The sequence below is a fragment of the Glycomyces tritici genome, from assembly GCF_030403505.1.
Genome location: NZ_JAUEMJ010000002.1, coordinates 955,191 through 971,032, shown reverse-complemented (window position 1 = coordinate 971,032; position 15,842 = coordinate 955,191). Strand labels below are relative to the sequence as shown.

The window sequence follows — 15,842 nt, the reverse complement described above, 5'->3', positions numbered from 1 at the left end:
CGCATCCCCTGCGAGACCGATCTGTCGCGCCGACCGATGCGACCTTCGTCGGAAGCGGCTTTCGACGAAAGTAGCGGCGGCTGAACCCCCACACGGTTCCGTTGCGGCCGTAGTCTTGAAGTACCCGTGTCCTGGAGCGCCCATGAACATGTCCACCTCACCCGACCCGCAAGCGCTGTACGACAAGCCGCACTCCGTCGACCTCGCCCAGGTCATGCTGGTGTTCCAGTACTTCATGCTGGTCAGCGTGAGCGTCGGCATCGGCCCCCGGATCTTCAACTGGGTCAAGGGCGAGACCGCCGGGGTGCCGTACCTCTCCGACGTCGAGGCCGCCATCGACATCGGCACGAGCTTCCCCATGGCGGTGGTCCTGCCCGCGCTCGTGGTATACACCGTCCCTTATGTCATGGCGGTCCTCGCCCTCGGCCTGGGCCGCAAGTGGGCCCGGGCCGCCGCCGTCGTGTTCGTCCCGCTCAACACCTGGATCGGCATCGCCGCCGTCGTCCGCACCTACGGCGAGGTCTGGGCCCTCATAGTCTCACCACTGTGGATACTGACCGCGCTCTGCGTCCTGGGCGGCCTCGCCTCCCGCACGGCCCGCCAATGGTTCCGCCAGGGCGGCTGGGAGCCCTGGTACCTGCGGTACGAAATCGACCAGATCCAGCAGGTGCGGCGCCGGGCCCGCCCCCGGCCGCGCCGCCGGCGCCGCTACCGCACCGCCCACGACCCCAACCAGCCCGACGCCGACTGACCGAAGAACCGCACTCCCGGGCGCCCAAGCCACCGGACTGCCTGGGACGCAGCAGAGGCCCGGCCTGTCCCGGCAAAGCCGGGCTCACGACCAGGCCAGTCCGGTCCGCGAGTGGACCGCCGCCTTGAAGACGAAGAAGTTCGGGATCGTGTAGACCGACTGGCGCGCCTTCAGGAAGCGGCCGGCGATCTTGAAGGCCACCACGCCGTCGTTGACGGACACCCCCTGGAGATCGCCCCAGGGGACCGCGCGGCCGTCGACCTGGAGCGACCGGGCGTCGAGCGCGAGGCCGCCGAACTCGACCCGGCGGCCCGCATCGATCTCGGCCAGCACCTTCGGCAGCTGCGCCCGCGTGATCTGCTCCTGCACGATCGGCCCCCATTCCTGGGGTGCGTCGAACGCCGCGCCGAGCGTGAACCGGTCGAGGTTCGCCTCCAGGTTGACCGCGGCGGACATCGCCGCGCCCTTCGGATCGCCGATGCTGATCGCGTTCCCCTCCGGGCCGACCAGGAGGTAGTTGTAGGTGACGAGTCCGGTCTGCGGGTAGTGGAAGAGGCGCTGGTAGGCCCTGGCGTCGTCCCAGGTGAAGATCGAGACGAGAGTCTTGGGGCCCTTGACGATCAGGCCGTGCTCGAAGAAGTCGAGCGTGTCGCCCGCCCCGGACTTGTGCTTCGTGTACGCCAGGTTCGCGAAGCCCAGCGCGAAGAACGCGGTGATCACCAGGAACAGGATCAGCAGGAACCCGTTCGCCAGGAGGTCGCTGCCGATGAAGCACGCCGCGAGCGCGACGTAGATCGCCCCGGCGATCCCCATCGACAACGCGATGGGGGCCTTCCGGGGCCGGTACTGGGCTTGCCAGCGCCCGAGTCCCGCCTGGGCTGCCAGGTCCCCGTGCGGGAACTGTTCTGCGTTCGAGTGCATTGCTCGGTCTCCCGTGGTCGTTGGTGGGGGCCGACGCGGGGCGCTCCGGAGGGTCCGGAGGGTCGGCCGGTGCCGCGGGACCGTCCGGCCCTCGCGCCACCGCCGAGCACGCTAGGAACGGCGGGCACGAGTTCGTCCCGACTCGGTCATGCCTCCACGCCGACACCTCGACGTAGCTGAGTCTCGGCAACCTGCCGGGGATTGGACCAGCGGTGAGGACGACAGGGAACTCGCCCCGGTGAACGCCGTGCCGGTTTTCGAGCTGACGATGGGCGAGTACCGGGACCACGGGCGCGACGAGAGGAAGTCCAAGGGCTCCAAGGAGGGTCTCTTCCACCTGCTGGAGTTCCCCGACGGTTCCAGCATCGCGCTGGGCATCGATGCGCCGTTCTGACCACATGCACGCAGGGCGCTGCGGCGTTGAGATCCATTCGGTTTGCGAAGGGCCGACCGATCCTGGTGATCGGGCGGCCCGTTCCGTTCGCGACGAGTCGCGGTCATTCCGGCGAGGTGATCTTGGCGAGGACGACCCCGCCGACGATGAGCGCGAGAGCCAGGATGCGCCCCGCGGTCACCGGGTCCCGGTTGAGGACGATGCCGAGCACCACCGCGCCGACCGCGCCGATGCCGGTGAAGACCGCGTAGGCGGTGCCGGTCGGGAGTTCGCGGATGGCGAGCGCGAGCAGGAACGCGGCGAGCGCCATCAGCACCAGGGAAAGGGCCGTCGGCCAGAGCCGGGTGAACCCTTCCGTCGGCTTGATGCTCATGGCCCAGGCGATCTCAACGACGCCGGCCCCGAGCAGGATCCACCAGCTCACAGCGAACCGCCGATCGTCGCCGCCGCGGCCACCGCTGCGGCCCTCGAATGCTCGTGCTCGTCCCGCCGCCCGGCCAGAGCCGGGTCGATGAGCGCGTTCACCATCTCCGAGCCGACGAACACGGCGTCCTCCACGGCGAAGTGCCCGGCGAAGAAGTCGCGGAGGTACCGCTCGTGATGGTCGAACGGCTCGCGAGGCTTGCCCGGCCCGTACGCGCCTCCGCGAGCGTAGGCGACCACGAACTTGGTGCCCGCCAACGACATCCGCGGGAACGTCACCTGGTCGATCCAGGCCTTCAGCACGGCCGGAATCGAGAAGTTGTACATCGGGGCGGCGATCAGGACCGCCTCGGCCGCGACCAGTTCGTCCAAGAGGGGCTGCACGATCGCCCACGCCTCGGCCTGCTCCGGGGTGCGGACGGCCTCCGCATACCTTGCGGGGTCGGTGATCTGGTGCTCCAGCACGTAGTCGCAGAGCTCGGTCCAGGCTTCGCCGATCGGCGGCGGCGGGTCGAGGGTGAGGTCGCGGTGCACGTACACCGCATCAGGGTTGGCGAGTTTCCAAGCGGCGGCGACGGTGTCGCCGACCTCGCGGCTGAACGAACTGCGGCGGGCGCTGGCGTCGAGGTGCAGGAGCACGGTTCCTCCTCAAATAAACGGACACGATGTCCACTTATTCGAGCATAACCGGTCATCATGTCCACTTACTGTTAGGATCGCCACCATGAAGCCCGAGCGCGCCGACGCCGCCCGCAACCGCACCAAGGTCCTCGCCGCCGCGGCCGACCTCTTCGCGGCCAAGGACCCGCGCGCGGTCACCATGGACGACATCGCGAAAGCCGCCGGCGTCGGCCGAGGCACCCTCTACCGCCGCTACCCCGATGTCGCCTCCATCGCGGTCGCCCTCCTCGACGAGCACGAGGCCGCCCTCCAGCACGACCTGATGTCCGGCCCCCCGCCCCTCGGCCCCGGTGCCCCGCCCGCCGAACGCCTCGCCGCCTTCTACGCCGCCATGGCCGACCTCCTCGAAGCGCACGGCAACCTCGCCCTCGCCACAGAAGTGGGCGGCCGACGCTTCGAGATCGGCGCCTACGGCTTCTGGCGCGCCCACGTCCTCTCCCTGCTCCGAGCAGCGAACGTCCCCGCCCCCGAAGCCCTCGCCGACACCCTCCTCGCCCCCCTCGCCCCCGAGGTCTTCACCTACCAACGCGCCCAAGGCCTCTCGCTCGCCCAGATCAAAGCCGCGCTGGACCGCCTCGCCGAAATCCTGCACTCGTGAGCGGGCCTCCGCGACCGCCTGGACGGCTTCGTTCCGCAACCGCCGCGGGTAGGGTGGTCGCGAAATTGCAGCGAAGGGAATCCGATTGGGCGACTGGGCGATCGACGAGCAACTGTTGCTAGACCTCCTAGAGGAGCAGCACCCCGACCTGGCCGGCCTCGAACTCAAGGCGGTGGACGGCGGCTGGTCCAACCAGATGTGGCGCCTCGGCCCCGACCTCGCCGTCCGCGTCCCCCGCCACGAAGGCGCCCCCGAACTCCTGGAGCGAGAGCACCGCCTGGTTCCCGGCATCGCGTCCCGCCTGCCGCTCCCGGTTCCCGTGCCCGCCCGACTCGGCCGACCCTCCGAACGGTTCCCGCACACCTGGCTCATCACCACCTGGGTCCACGGCACGCCCGCCGACTACGCACCCGTCACCGACCCCGAATCGGCCACCGCGCTCGCCGAATTCCTCACCGCGCTCCACACCGAAGGCCCGGCCGACCCCGCCAACGACGGCCGCGGCGCACCCCTCGACGCGATGAACCAGCACTTCCAGCAGGCACTCGCCCGCCACCCCGATGTCGACGCCGACCGCGCCCGCGCCGTCTGGCAGGCCGCCCTCGAAGCGCCCCAGCAGGACCAGCCCGACGTGTGGCTCCACGGCGACCTGCACCCCGCCAACGTCGTCGCTCAGGACGGCGCCCTCGCGGGCGTGATCGACTTCGGCGACGTCTTCGTAGGCGATCCCGCCGTCGACCTCGCCGCCACCTGGATTCTGCTGCCCGACGGCAGCGCCGAACCCTTCTTCAACGCCTACAAGGCGGCCGATGAGCCCACAGTGCTCCGTGCCCGCGGCCGGGCACTCATCAAGGCCCTGGTCCTACGCGATATCGGCATCGCAGGTGAACGCGGTCAACCGGGCGGCAAACCGACCTGGAAGCCCGCAGCAGAAGCGGCCCTCGCACGAATCCTGAGCTGACCGCGAACAAGCGAACGGCCCCGCCTCCCGGTGGGGCCGTTCTGCTCCGTCGCCTGGAGACGCAACTTGAGACCAGGGACTCCGGGGTGGTGCGTCCATAGGCAGATTCTGACTTGAGGACGTTGAAGAACCCGTTACTCCGCGGCGGCCAGACCACGCCAGACCACCCTGCCGCTCTTACGCAGACGGCCTGCGGGACAACACTTTGCTAGAGGTGGAGCTGGCTTGTGCCGAGGAGCCCCTCGCGGCGTCATCCTCCGCTTTGAACGCTTCTTGAGACCGGGCTGCGACCAGGAGTTGGCGCGCGGCGAGACCGAGGAGCAGGAGTATCGCGGTACCCGCGGTGATGATGCCGACGACGGTCACTGGTGAAGCAGGCAGCGTCGTGAACACCGCCAGCAAACCGACCACGAAGCCCACCATCGCCACAGACAGCGCGATCGCCGAGAGACTGCCGCTGATTCGGGTCGCGTGCTCAGAGGAGCGGCGCTGGCGCTCGGACTCCTGCCCGTGCCGTTCGATGAGCTCGGCGAGCAATTGATTCGTCCGCTGCTGTTCACGGGTCAACGTGCGGACTTCATCCTGCAGGGACTGCACCTGGTTGCGGGTGACGAAAGGATTCACACGGTTACCTCGCGCGTTTGGCGCCGCCCGCGTTGTCAAGCGCGGAAGGCGGTTCGATCAGCTGGCACGCGATCGCGTCGGACATCTCCACGTAGCCTGGATCTCCTTCACCCCAAGAAGAATCCGGCTGGCCGAAGAAGCGGTCCTGCTCGCATGAGAACGAGGTCATGCGGAACGGCGTGCCGTCATTGTCGATCGTCACCGAGCCGAACTCACCGTCTACCTCGTAGTCCACGACCAGCCGGTACTCGTAAGCGCCACCTGCCGATTCGTCGTCAAGACTGATCTTGACCATGACTGCTTGCTTGTCTCCGGGTGCGACATTGATGACCTGCTCCTCGAAGAACGCCCGGTCGGTCCGATTCCCCGTATTCTCATCGAGCAAGTACGGACCCTGAACCGGGGCGTTGAGCAGCAGATGCATTTGGTCGATCGGGTCCCCGCCGCCTGGCATGGGTTCAATGAACGTGCCGCCCGTGATCGGCTCCAGTTCCTCGATGATCTCGGCTCGGATGCCTGTGACGGTCACTTGCTGGGCAAGGTCGGTCTGCAGCGTGAAGAAGACACTCATGGTCCCTGAGAGGTATGCGCCCGCGGACAGCAGGTCGCCGACGAATTCGGGAGTGTTGCCGTAGTACGGGAGGTCGCTTTCGAGAATCGCGTCCGCGTCGTCCGACGAGTGTTCGTCGAACACGAAGATCCGCGATTCGTCGCCGTCACCGAGCCGTGTGATCGTCGCCAGCAGGACATCCGTGTCCGCTGTCGGGCTCTCGGCTGCGGATGCGGCATCTGGCGCGCTCGACTCGGCCGCCTCTGGTTGTCGCCTATCCTGACCGAGCGCCCCGATGACGGCGGTGACCACCATGACAAGGATGAGCACCGCCGCGATCACGATGAACAACGTGGTTCTGCTCGGCATTGGCAGACGCCGACGAGTGGGTTCGGGGGTGCTCAAGCTCGCTCACTCTCGTAGCGGAGGGACCTCCTATCGTATTACGCGCCATCAATATCGAGGGTGCCTCGATCACGGGCAGTGAACCATGACAGCGAGATGATCGCTGTCGAACCCCGAGGCCCGCGGCGGACGCTGAAGCCCGCTCCCGCCTGCCGCCTGTGACTCGGGTGGGGGGATTGTGGAGGAATCATCGGTGAGGCTAAGGTCACAGGGGCATTCGAGTGGAAGGGAAGTGCAGTGCGCATACTCAGGATTGTCGTGGTGGCGTCGGTCGGGCTCTTGGCGTTGGGGGCCTGCGGGAGCGAGCAAGGGGCCGCGATGTTCGTGGGGGACCAGCGCGTCACGGAGGCCACGCTCGACGGGTACGTGGACGCCGAGATGGACTCGTACTTCGAGCAGGGCGCGACGCTCGCCGACGTCAGCTACGGGGACAGCCGCCAGAAGGCCGCGTTCATCGTGCTCTTCTCCGAGCTCGGCGAGGCGATGGGCCTGGAGGCCCCTGACACGAACGATGCGGCGGACGACTTCGAGGCCCGGTACATCGAAGCCGCCGCGTACTACGACGAGATCGCCTCGGCCGCCGAGCCGCGTGCGATGACCGAGGCCGAGTCCGAGGCCCTGAACGCCGCGGTCGGGAACGACCAGAACCTGCTGCAGCGTGCCGTGGAGGGCTGGCTCTCCGCGCAGCAGCTCACCGACCAGCAGCTGGCGGAGTTCAACATGGCCGCGCAGTCCGACCCCGCGGTCCTCCAGGAGGTCGTGCAGTTGTGGGGCGAGCAGCAGGCCGGGTTCGCCGACGACCTGAACGGGTACATCGCCGAGTACGACATCGCCGTGAACCCGCGCTACGGCGCGCTCGACATCAGCCCGCTCGTGGGCGTGTTCGAGGTCGAGGTGCCGCAGCGTTGAGCGACATCACCTGGCTCCTGACCTCCCCGCGCATTCCCGCGGGCCTGCTCACCGTCGAGGCCTGGGACGCCCTGCACGAGGCCGAGGCCGTGGCCGCGTTCTTCGAGAGCCCCACCGTCGAGGCCGTGCGCGACGCCGGGATCGACGTGGAGCTCGTGGAGGACGCCGCCGAGTTCATCGAGACCGGCGGGGTCTGGATCGTCGGCGAGGACGGCGACGAGGAGCTGCGCGAGGCCCTCGCCGAGTACGTGGCGGGCGGTGAGATCGAGCTCGAGATCGTCTACGGCTCTTGGGATCCGCCCGGCGCGCGCCTGCTCGACCTGGTCGAGGCCGTGGCGCGGCTGCACGCCGAGGACGGCTGCCCGTGGCACCACGAGCAGACGCACGAGACGCTCGGCCCGTACCTGCTCGAGGAGTCGTACGAGGTCCTGGACGCCATCAGTGGCGGCGACCCCGACGAGCTGCGCGAGGAGCTCGGCGACCTGCTGTTCCAGCCGCTCCTGCACGCCTCGCTGGCCGAGGACTTCGACATCGACGACGTCGCGGGCGACCTGGTCGACAAGATCATCCGCCGCCACCCGCACGTGTGGGGCGACGCCGACCCGGACGACCTCTACCAGCACTGGAACGAGGCGAAGGCCGCCGAGAAGCCGCACCGCGACCACCCGGCCGACGGCGTCTCCCGCCAGTTGCCCTCGCTCTCCTTGGCCGCCAAGGTCATCGAGCGCTTCCACGACCAGGGTGAGGAGCTGGACCTGCCGGAACTGCCCGAGGGCCTCAAGCTCGAGGCCGAGGACGTGGGCGACTTCCTGCTCGCCGCCGTGGCCGCCGCGCGGGCCGCCGGGGTCGATCCCGAGCTGGCGCTGCGCAAGTCGATCACCGAGCGGGCGGGGCTCGAGCGCCTCGATCCGCAGGGGCACGTCGCGGAGTCGATCGAACACTAGATCTTCAAACCTGAACTTCACAATATCGTTCTGTTGGCCTTAACAATCGTGGCTTTCTTTGCTACGGTCGAGCGCATGCCATCCGGTGACGCAAGTGACAGAGGCCCGCAGGGCCCGGCCACCCAGGTCAAGGCAACGATCGATCCCAGCGGGGACCTGAGCTTCGGCTCGCCCACCCCCGCCGAGGGGACCGACCTGTGGAACCTCGCCCGCGAAGCGGGCAACCTCGACGTCAACAGCAGGTACGCCTACCTGCTGTGGTGCCGCGACTTCGCGGCCACCAGCGTCGTCGCCCGCGACCCGCAGGGTGTGATCGCGGGTTTCATCACCGGCTACCGCAGACCCGAAGCGCCGGACGTGTACTTCGTCTGGCAGGTCGCGGTCGCACCCGGCTTCCGCCGCCGGGGACTGGCGCGGACCATGCTGGACCACGCGGTCCTTCGCATGCGCTCCAACGGAGTCCGCTTCGTCGAGACGACGGTGACTCCGGACAACAAAGCGTCGATGCGCCTGTTCGAGTCGTTCGCGGAGGCGAACGGCGCGGACCTGACGCGCGACGTGCTGTTCTCTGAGCGTGAGCTCGGCTCCGGCCACGAGCCGGAAGTGCTCCACCGCATCGGGCCCCTCGCGGGCCCGGCGCGGACGCTCGACGGCCCGCTGCCGGACTGAGCCAAGCCCTACCCGGGCGTCGACCAGACGTGCCAGCCCGGGTATGCGCCCGGCGTGCGCCCCAAGCAGCGCAGCCGGGAAGCGGAGAACAGCCAACAGGCAGACGAAGAAGAGATCATGCAGGTTTTCGAACAGGTCGAATCAGAAGTCCGCTCCTACTGCCGCAACTGGCCCACGGTGTTCACCACCGCCAAGGGCAGCCGCATCGCCGACGAGCAGGGAAGGTCGTACATCGACTTCTTCGCCGGTGCGGGATCGCTCAACTACGGGCACAACCACCCAGTGCTCAAAGAGGCCCTGCTGGCCTACCTGACCGAGGACAACGTCGTCCACACCCTCGACACGTACTCGGGCGCCAAGCGCTCGTTCCTGGAGACCTTCCGCGACGTCGTACTCGCGCCCAGGAACCTCGACTACAAGGTCCAGTTCCCCGGCCCGGCCGGGAACAACGCCGTCGAGGCCGCGCTCAAGCTGGCGCGCAAGTACACCGGCCGCGAGACCGTCGTGTCCTTCACGAACGGCTTCCACGGCATGACGCTCGGGGCCCTCGCGGTCACCGGGAACTCCATGAAGCGCGGCGGCGCGGGCGTCCCGCTCAACAACGCCGCGACCATGCCCTACGACAACTACATGGACGGCCAGACCCCGGACTTCCTGTGGCTCCGCAGCCTCCTGGAGGACTCGGGCTCCGGCCTCGACCAGCCCGCGGCGGTCATCGTCGAGACCGTGCAGGGCGAGGGCGGCATCAACGTCGCCACCGACGAATGGCTGCGCGGCCTCCAGGACGTGTGCCGCGAGCACGACATGCTGTTCATCGTCGACGACATCCAGATGGGATGCGGCCGAACGGGACCGTTCTTCTCGTTCGAGCGGGCCGGGATCTACCCGGACATCGTGACCCTCTCGAAGTCCCTGTCCGGCATGGGCCTGCCGTTCGCGCTCACCCTCATGAAACCGCACCTCGACGTGTGGGAGCCGGGGGAGCACAACGGGACCTTCCGCGGGTTCGCGCCCGCGTTCGTCACCGCCACCGCCGCGCTCGAGACCTTCTGGCGCAATGACGACTTCACCGCCGGCGTCGACAGCGACGGCGCCTGGCTCGACGCCGAGCTCGCCGACATCGCCGCCAGCCACCCCGAACTCGGCATCACCACCCGCGGCCGCGGCCTCGCCCGCGGCATGGTCTTCGAGAACCCCGCGCACGCCGGCCAGGTCTGCCACGAGGCCTTCGCGAACGGCCTGCTCATGGAGACCTCGGGCGCCGAGGACGAAGTGGTCAAGTTCCTCCCGCCGCTCACCACCACCCGCGCCGACTTCGAAGAGGGCGTCGCCATCGTCCGCGAAGCCGTCGCGACGGTCGAGAAGGAAGCCGCCGCCGACGGCACGCTCGGAGAGGTGACCGCATGATCGTCAGAAGACTCGAAGACCTCATCGGCACCGACGCCGATGTCGAAGGCGGCGACCGCGACCAGGCCACCGGCACATGGCGTTCGCGGCGCCTCCTGCTGGCCCGCGACGGCGTCGGCTTCTCCCTGCACGACACGGTCCTGTTCGCCGGGACCTCCACCACGATGCGGTACGCCAACCACGTCGAGGCCGTGTACGTCATCGAAGGCGCAGGCAAGCTCCGCGACCTGGAGACCGGCGACGTGCACGCGCTGGCGCCGGGAACGATGTACCTGCTCAACGGGGGCGAGCGGCACACGCTCGACGTCGAGCAGGACCTGCGCTGCGTGTGCGTGTTCAACCCGCCGGTCACCGGCCGCGAGGTGCACGACGCCGACGGCACCTACCCCCTGCTGACCGAAGACGACTAGCCGACCAGCCGATCCGGCGCCGCATGCCCTGCGGCGCAGTGAGGAGCGAACGACGATGCAGTCCACCGACCTCTACCCGACCCGGCGCTTCAAGGAACCGCGCCTGGTCTACCGCACCGAGGACCCCGCCGTGTGGGGCGCCCCCGGCGACGGGCCGCTCACCGAGGCGCAGCTCGACACGCACGAACTCGACGGCTTCACCGCCATCGAGGAACTGCTCGAACCCGCCGAGCTCGCCGCGGCCCAGACCGAATTGAACCAGCTCCTGCAGGACCCGGCCCTCGACGGCGACGAGCGCGTGATCCGCGAGCGCAGCACCGCCGAGATCCGCTCGGTCTTCGACGTGCACCGCCTCTCGGAGCACTTCGCCGCGCTCATCCGCGACGAGCGGATCGCCGGGATCGCCCGCCAGATCCTGGGCTCGGACGTGTACGTGCACCAGAGCCGCGTCAACTACAAGCCCGGCTTCGGCGGCGCCCCGTTCGAGTGGCACTCGGACTTCGAGACCTGGCACGCCGAGGACGGGATGCCGCGCATGCGCGCGGTCAGCCTCTCCCTGGCGCTGACCGAGAACTACCACTTCAACGGCTCGCTGATGATCATGCCGGGCTCGCACCAGACGTTCGTCTCGTGCGTCGGCGCGACCCCCGAGGACAACCACAAGGCCTCGCTGGTCAAGCAGGAGGTCGGCACGCCCGACCACGGCTCGCTGCGGATGCTCGCCGACAAGCACGGCATCCACCAGTTCACCGGCCCGGCCGGCTCGGCGATCTGGTTCGACTCGAACTGCATGCACGGCTCGAACGGGAACATCACGCCGTTCCCGCGCTCGAACCTGTTCATCGTGTTCAACAGCGTCGAGAACGCCCTGGAAGCGCCGTTCGCGGCCGAGAAGCACCGGCCGGAGTACCTCGGCTCACGCGACTGGCAGGTCTTGTAGCCGGCACCGTTCGCGGTGAGTGTGATCTGAACCGGGCGCTCCGGAACCGGGCGGCCACGCAGCGGCCGCCGCGACGGGGGAAGGCGCGGGCCCGACTCGAGGGCGGGCCCGACTCGAGGAGTCGGGCCCGCGCCTCTGTTCTTCAAAGGGGACGAGAATGAGCAGGCCTACCCGGCCGGGACGGTCGGCACGTCCTCCGCGTCGTAGGCCGGCGCCGGCATCGCGCGCAGGATCTCACCGAGCATGTCGGCGTCGATCGGGGCGTCGTCGGTCCAGCTCACCCAGATGCTCGCGGCCCAGCCGTCCGGGTGGAACATCGTGACCTGGAGCGTGTGTTCCGTGGTCGCCTCCCAGTCCTCACCGGGCCCGGGCTCGTAGGTCGTCGTCTCCTCCTCGGAGGTCCAGGACGTGCCGTTCGGGTCCTCCCAGGGGCCGGTGCACGTGGCCCCCTCGACGCAGCCGGCGATGTACGGTCCTCTGTCGAGGAACTGGTTGATGCCGGGAACCCACCCGCCGGGCAGGTAGTAGCGCATCTCGAAGCCCACGAGGCTGGGCGTCCCGTCGACCGTGGTCTCGATCGGGAGCGTCCCCGAACCGTGGTAGCTGCGGTTGGTCACCAGGCCCCGCCCAGTGATGCCCAGGGTGCGGGCCGAGCCGCCCTCGACCGTGGCGTCCGGGTAGACCTCCTGTAGGGCGGCGTCAGCCGCTTCGATGGTCGTGGCGGCGTCGTCGACGGCCCGTTCGCTGTACTCCCAGTCGGCGTCGTCGACCCAGCCCATCGGGATCTCCATGAGCTCGTCGACGGTGGTCAGCGCGCTCGTGTCGAACTCGTACTCCGGCATCGCCAGCGCCGCATCGGTCAGGTCCGGCAGGTCGACCGGGTAGAAGGTGTCGCCACTGGCGCAGCCGGCGTCCCACGAGACCCGCAGACCGGTCCCGCCGGGGTAGACCACGGCGACGTCGTACGCGCAGCCGTGGTCGGCGACCATGAGGGTGCGGCCGTCGTCGAGCTCGGTGGTCGTGAACTCGGGGGTCACGGCGGAGTAGTACGGGCCGTCGCTGATCAGGTGCTGCGGGAAGAGCTGGTCGGTGATCGGGCCCGGCTCGGCGGTCCAGCCGCCCGGCAGCAGCACTTCCAGGCTGAACATGTTCCAGAGCTGTTCGCCGAGCTCCTCGGCTTCGCTGCCCGTGTAGCTGCGCAGGTAGGTCTGGCCGTAGTTGCCGGGGCGCTGGAGCGCATCGACATGGAGGCCGGTCTCGACGTCTTCGCAGTCGTCGACGTTCTCGCCCATTTCCGCGGCGAACTCGCAATCGCCGGTGTCGAACGTGTTCACCGGGTCGTCCCACATGCCGGCGTCGGCCAGGAGCTGCCCGAAGGCCTCGGCGGCATCGTCGCCGATCTGCTCGGCCTCCGGGGAGGAGACGATCGCGTTCGTGATGGGGTCTTCCGAGTACTCCCAGGCGTAGTCGTAGGGATAGCCCGCCATTTCGGGGTCTTCGACGACCTGCTCTTCCGGGGGCGCGCCGTTCGCTGCGCCGGTGGGGTCCTCGGCCGGGTCGGGTTCGGCGCCCGGTAGTCCGACTACGGTCAGGGCGAGCACGGCGGCGACGGCGGCGACGCCGGTGGTCGCCGCTCCGCCGATGGCGGCGCGGTGGCGGCGGCGGGCGCGGTAGCCGTCGCGCACGACCTGGTCGAGGTCGAGCTGCCGGGGCGGCGGTGGGGCTTCGGGCATGACGGTGCGGAACACCGCACCTGGGTCGTCTTGCAGGTTCATCGCTATTCGCTTCCTTCCGCTAGACCCGGGCCAGGACGCGGGAGTCGTTGAGGAGCTCTTTCAGCTTGCGCAGGCCCTTGGCGGACTGGCTCTTCACGGTTCCCGTCGAACAGCTCATGGCGGTCGCGGTCTCTTCTACGGACAGTTGCTCCCAATAGCGGAGTACGAGCGTCGCGCGTTGCCTGGCGGGCAGCAGGTTCAGTGCCGCCTCCAGCTCCATCCGCACATCCACGGCCTCTTGTGGACGGTCGATTTCCTGAACGGGCAGTTCGGGACTGGTCCGCTCGCGGCGGACCCAGGCGAGGCGCCGATGGGAGATGTACACATTGGTGACGATCTTGCGGACGTACGCCGAAGCGCCGCCCGGCTCGATGCGCCGCCATGCCGCGAACATCTTGGTGAGCGCCTTCTGCACGATGTCGTCGGCCTCGAACCAGTCCCCGCAGAGCAGGTACGCGTACCTGCGCAGGCTGTCGCGCTGGGCGATGGCGAAGGATCGGAACTCGGCCTCTTGTTGCTCCTCGGTCTTCACGGGGCCTCTTTCAGGTGACGGGTAGGGGTCGGACCGGCCGCGGTGTGGTGGATTCGGCGTGGTCCGACACGCCTAGTACGCCCTGGCGGTCTCGGCGGTTGCCCCGCACGCACGAGATCCGCCCGGCACGCGGCGCGCTCGACGCGCGGCCACTCGCACTCGCACCGACGCGTTGCCCCCGTCACAGGAACCCGTTTGTAGGGCCGCGGGCGCATCCGGTACAGTTGTCTCTCGTCGGCGCCTGCAGATTTGAGGCGCTAAGACACCATTGGGGTATGGTGTAATTGGCAACACGGCGGTTTCTGGTTCCGTTGTTCTTGGTTCGAGTCCAGGTACCCCAGCCATAATTTCAGCAAGAGTCATCAGGCCCGCCTTGCGGGCCTTTTGTTTTGCCCTGTTCAGCTCCCGTGCGACTCCGCGCCGCCGAACCATCGGCTCCAGCAGCTCAGTGACTTGGTTATCCATAACCCGAGGCACCCGATCCCCGCCGGCGACCGTGACGAAGAGCCGCCCGAAGAACCCGGTGTGGACCGCCCGATGGTGCGCCTCCGGCAGCACCTCCAGGAACCGCCGAGGATCCTCCAGCAACTCCAATACGAGGTCCACCGGCCGTCTGGCGGTCTCCAGCCCAGCGCTCCCGACCCGCTCAAGCCGCTCGCTGATCCGAGCGAGCTGATCCCGGAGGTCCCGAACCTTCTCGTTCAGCCGAGCTTGCGGCTGGTCAGGGTCACCGACCAGCTCCAAGAGCTGATCCTGCTCCAGTCGCTCACGCGCGCCATCATCTCCAGGAACTTTGGGCGCCCGTCAACCGTCATGCCGGACTTCCCCGGCTCGACGTACTCGGCCGCAACCTCCATCCCAAGCTCCTCGGCCCGGCGCTGGCATGCTTTCCGCTGCGCTGGAATCGAGTTCCCCTAGGGGTCGTAATCCGTCTCCACCTGCCCCTGCGAGGACACCCGCAGATAGAGCACGACACGCTTCGCGCGCGAAGCTGTCTGCCACTCACAGGGCTCACCGCCTCACCAGGGCAAAACGGCAGGTCAACGGCAAGGTAGACCTACTTCATCGCAACGTCGAGCCACGCGAAATTTCCGACTCCGGAGCAGGGGAGATTCTGAGGAGGACACCAAGAACGGCACCTTCGGCAAACAGCAAAAGAACGATCAAGCGGGATCTCTCGCCGCGATCGATCGATATGACCTGGACCTAACAATTTTGCGGTTTGCCCAGTTATCCACACAAGGTCAAGCGTCTCTGGCCGCGAACAGAAACCGAGGTGACAGGAGCTCGACTCGATCGCTACGCTCGCTCAGCCGCATACGAAGGGAGACAGCCGCATGGGACGCAACCTGACGAAGTTCGTCGAGGCGGATCAGCCTGTCAAGTACATGGGAGGCTTCGACTACGCGCTGGTGCACTGCCCGCGATGCGACGATATGGCGATTCGCCGGCAGCGCCACTTGACTTGCGGGTCATGCGCGTTCACGGACAGGCTTCGGCGAGAGCCCAAGGCCAAGCCGGTGGAGCCACCCCAGATTGTCATGTGCCCTGAGTGCAACCGCTATGTCGGCACCTACAGATCCGACCTGCGGCTGCAGCGACTGCGTTGTCGAGGCTGCGGCTGGGCCAAGGAACCAGCCGCTAACCGCCCGTGGGCGGCTCCGAAGCGGAATCAGTGGGCACAGCTCTGGCTCGAGACAGATTTTCGCGGCAAGTCGCTGTGGGCGTTGAACGATCAGCACCTGAGCTTCCTGGAAGCCTACGTCGCCGCCGGAGTGCGGGACGTGAGCCCGTTTAACAGGACCATCGCGAGCAGGCTCCCAGCCTGGATCAAGTCCGGCAAGAACCGCGAAGACCTGCTCCGCGCGCTGGCCAAGCTGCGGGCGCGGCTGCCAGAGAACATCCCACCGGCACGCTAAAAGCATGTCTCGGTTGGCGAGGTTCGTGT

The 15,842-nt window shown here is 68.2% G+C and carries 19 protein-coding genes and 1 tRNA gene; 12 read left to right on the top strand and 8 right to left on the bottom strand.

The genetic code is table 11. The annotated features are described in order from the left end of the window. The first annotated feature begins 148 nt into the window (after positions 1–148). Positions 149–751, top strand: coding sequence for a hypothetical protein (locus tag QWI33_RS09760; RefSeq protein WP_289957055.1), 603 nt, complete (start codon positions 149–151; stop codon positions 749–751). An 84-nt stretch (positions 752–835) separates the two neighbouring features. Here QWI33_RS09760 and QWI33_RS09755 read toward each other — a convergent pair whose 3' ends face one another. After that, positions 836–1,672 carry a DUF6585 family protein gene (locus QWI33_RS09755; RefSeq protein WP_289957054.1) on the bottom strand — a complete coding sequence of 279 codons (837 nt, stop codon included), beginning with the start codon at positions 1,670–1,672 and terminating at the stop codon, positions 836–838. A 247-nt stretch (positions 1,673–1,919) separates the two neighbouring features. Here QWI33_RS09755 and QWI33_RS09750 point away from each other — a divergent pair, with 247 nt between their 5' ends. Continuing rightward, on the top strand, positions 1,920–2,066 hold the full coding sequence (locus QWI33_RS09750; RefSeq protein ID WP_289957053.1) for a hypothetical protein: 147 nt from the start codon (positions 1,920–1,922) through the stop codon (positions 2,064–2,066). Between the two features lie 103 nt (positions 2,067–2,169). Here the strand turns inward: QWI33_RS09750 and QWI33_RS09745 are convergent, their stop codons facing one another. Further along, on the bottom strand, positions 2,170–2,490 hold the full coding sequence (locus QWI33_RS09745; RefSeq protein ID WP_289957052.1) for a DMT family transporter: 321 nt from the start codon (positions 2,488–2,490) through the stop codon (positions 2,170–2,172). Continuing rightward, positions 2,487–3,128 (bottom strand): FMN-dependent NADH-azoreductase, encoded by a 642-nt coding sequence (locus QWI33_RS09740; RefSeq protein WP_289957051.1) that lies wholly within the window; start codon positions 3,126–3,128, stop codon positions 2,487–2,489. The genes QWI33_RS09745 and QWI33_RS09740 overlap by 4 nt, the downstream gene beginning before the upstream one ends. A gap of 85 nt (positions 3,129–3,213) precedes the next feature. Between QWI33_RS09740 and QWI33_RS09735 the strand changes: the two genes are divergently transcribed. After that, entirely contained in the window at positions 3,214–3,768 is a 555-nt protein-coding gene (locus QWI33_RS09735) for a TetR/AcrR family transcriptional regulator (RefSeq protein WP_289957050.1), read from the top strand. 115 nt (positions 3,769–3,883) lie between these two features. Beyond that, positions 3,884–4,729: an aminoglycoside phosphotransferase family protein gene (locus QWI33_RS09730; RefSeq protein ID WP_289957049.1), complete on the top strand. Its 846-nt coding sequence runs from the start codon at positions 3,884–3,886 to the stop codon at positions 4,727–4,729. Positions 4,730–4,906: 177 nt separating this feature from the next. Here QWI33_RS09730 and QWI33_RS09725 read toward each other — a convergent pair whose 3' ends face one another. Further along, positions 4,907–5,353, bottom strand: a complete 447-nt coding sequence (locus QWI33_RS09725) for a hypothetical protein (RefSeq protein WP_289957048.1) — start codon at positions 5,351–5,353, stop codon at positions 4,907–4,909. Between the two features lie 4 nt (positions 5,354–5,357). Further along, positions 5,358–6,254 (bottom strand): hypothetical protein, encoded by an 897-nt coding sequence (locus tag QWI33_RS09720; protein WP_289957047.1) that lies wholly within the window; start codon positions 6,252–6,254, stop codon positions 5,358–5,360. Between the two features lie 372 nt (positions 6,255–6,626). Between QWI33_RS09720 and QWI33_RS09715 the strand changes: the two genes are divergently transcribed. From QWI33_RS09715 to thpD, 6 genes are all read left to right on the top strand, one after another. After that, positions 6,627–7,217 (top strand): hypothetical protein, encoded by a 591-nt coding sequence (locus QWI33_RS09715; protein ID WP_289957046.1) that lies wholly within the window; start codon positions 6,627–6,629, stop codon positions 7,215–7,217. Continuing rightward, positions 7,214–8,161: a nucleoside triphosphate pyrophosphohydrolase gene (locus QWI33_RS09710; protein WP_289957045.1), complete on the top strand. Its 948-nt coding sequence runs from the start codon at positions 7,214–7,216 to the stop codon at positions 8,159–8,161. The genes QWI33_RS09715 and QWI33_RS09710 overlap by 4 nt, the downstream gene beginning before the upstream one ends. A 75-nt stretch (positions 8,162–8,236) precedes the next feature. Continuing rightward, positions 8,237–8,830: a diaminobutyrate acetyltransferase gene (ectA, locus tag QWI33_RS09705; protein ID WP_289957044.1), complete on the top strand. Its 594-nt coding sequence runs from the start codon at positions 8,237–8,239 to the stop codon at positions 8,828–8,830. A gap of 117 nt (positions 8,831–8,947) precedes the next feature. Beyond that, positions 8,948–10,237 (top strand): diaminobutyrate--2-oxoglutarate transaminase, encoded by a 1,290-nt coding sequence (gene ectB / locus QWI33_RS09700; protein WP_289957043.1) that lies wholly within the window; start codon positions 8,948–8,950, stop codon positions 10,235–10,237. Continuing rightward, positions 10,234–10,647: an ectoine synthase gene (locus QWI33_RS09695; protein WP_289957042.1), complete on the top strand. Its 414-nt coding sequence runs from the start codon at positions 10,234–10,236 to the stop codon at positions 10,645–10,647. The genes ectB and QWI33_RS09695 overlap by 4 nt, the downstream gene beginning before the upstream one ends. 55 nt (positions 10,648–10,702) lie before the next feature. Further along, on the top strand, positions 10,703–11,587 hold the full coding sequence (thpD, locus tag QWI33_RS09690) for an ectoine hydroxylase (protein ID WP_289957041.1): 885 nt from the start codon (positions 10,703–10,705) through the stop codon (positions 11,585–11,587). Positions 11,588–11,754: 167 nt separating this feature from the next. On the opposite strand, the gene QWI33_RS09685 is transcribed toward thpD, so the two are convergent. Both QWI33_RS09685 and QWI33_RS09680 read right to left on the bottom strand, forming a co-directional pair. Beyond that, positions 11,755–13,362 carry a hypothetical protein gene (locus QWI33_RS09685; RefSeq protein ID WP_289957040.1) on the bottom strand — a complete coding sequence of 536 codons (1,608 nt, stop codon included), beginning with the start codon at positions 13,360–13,362 and terminating at the stop codon, positions 11,755–11,757. Between the two features lie 19 nt (positions 13,363–13,381). Further along, complete coding sequence (locus QWI33_RS09680; RefSeq protein WP_270115790.1) at positions 13,382–13,894, bottom strand: SigE family RNA polymerase sigma factor; 513 nt, start codon at positions 13,892–13,894, stop codon at positions 13,382–13,384. A gap of 269 nt (positions 13,895–14,163) precedes the next feature. Here QWI33_RS09680 and QWI33_RS09675 point away from each other — a divergent pair. Continuing rightward, a tRNA-Gln gene (locus QWI33_RS09675) sits at positions 14,164–14,238 on the top strand. A 357-nt stretch (positions 14,239–14,595) separates the two neighbouring features. On the opposite strand, the gene QWI33_RS09670 is transcribed toward QWI33_RS09675, so the two are convergent. Next, a complete protein-coding gene (locus QWI33_RS09670) occupies positions 14,596–14,799 on the bottom strand; it encodes a recombinase family protein (RefSeq protein ID WP_289957209.1) in 204 nt (67 codons plus the stop codon). Positions 14,800–15,231: 432 nt separating this feature from the next. Between QWI33_RS09670 and QWI33_RS09665 the strand changes: the two genes are divergently transcribed. After that, a complete protein-coding gene (locus QWI33_RS09665; protein WP_289957039.1) occupies positions 15,232–15,813 on the top strand; it encodes a hypothetical protein in 582 nt (193 codons plus the stop codon). Positions 15,814–15,842: the final 29 nt, after the last annotated feature.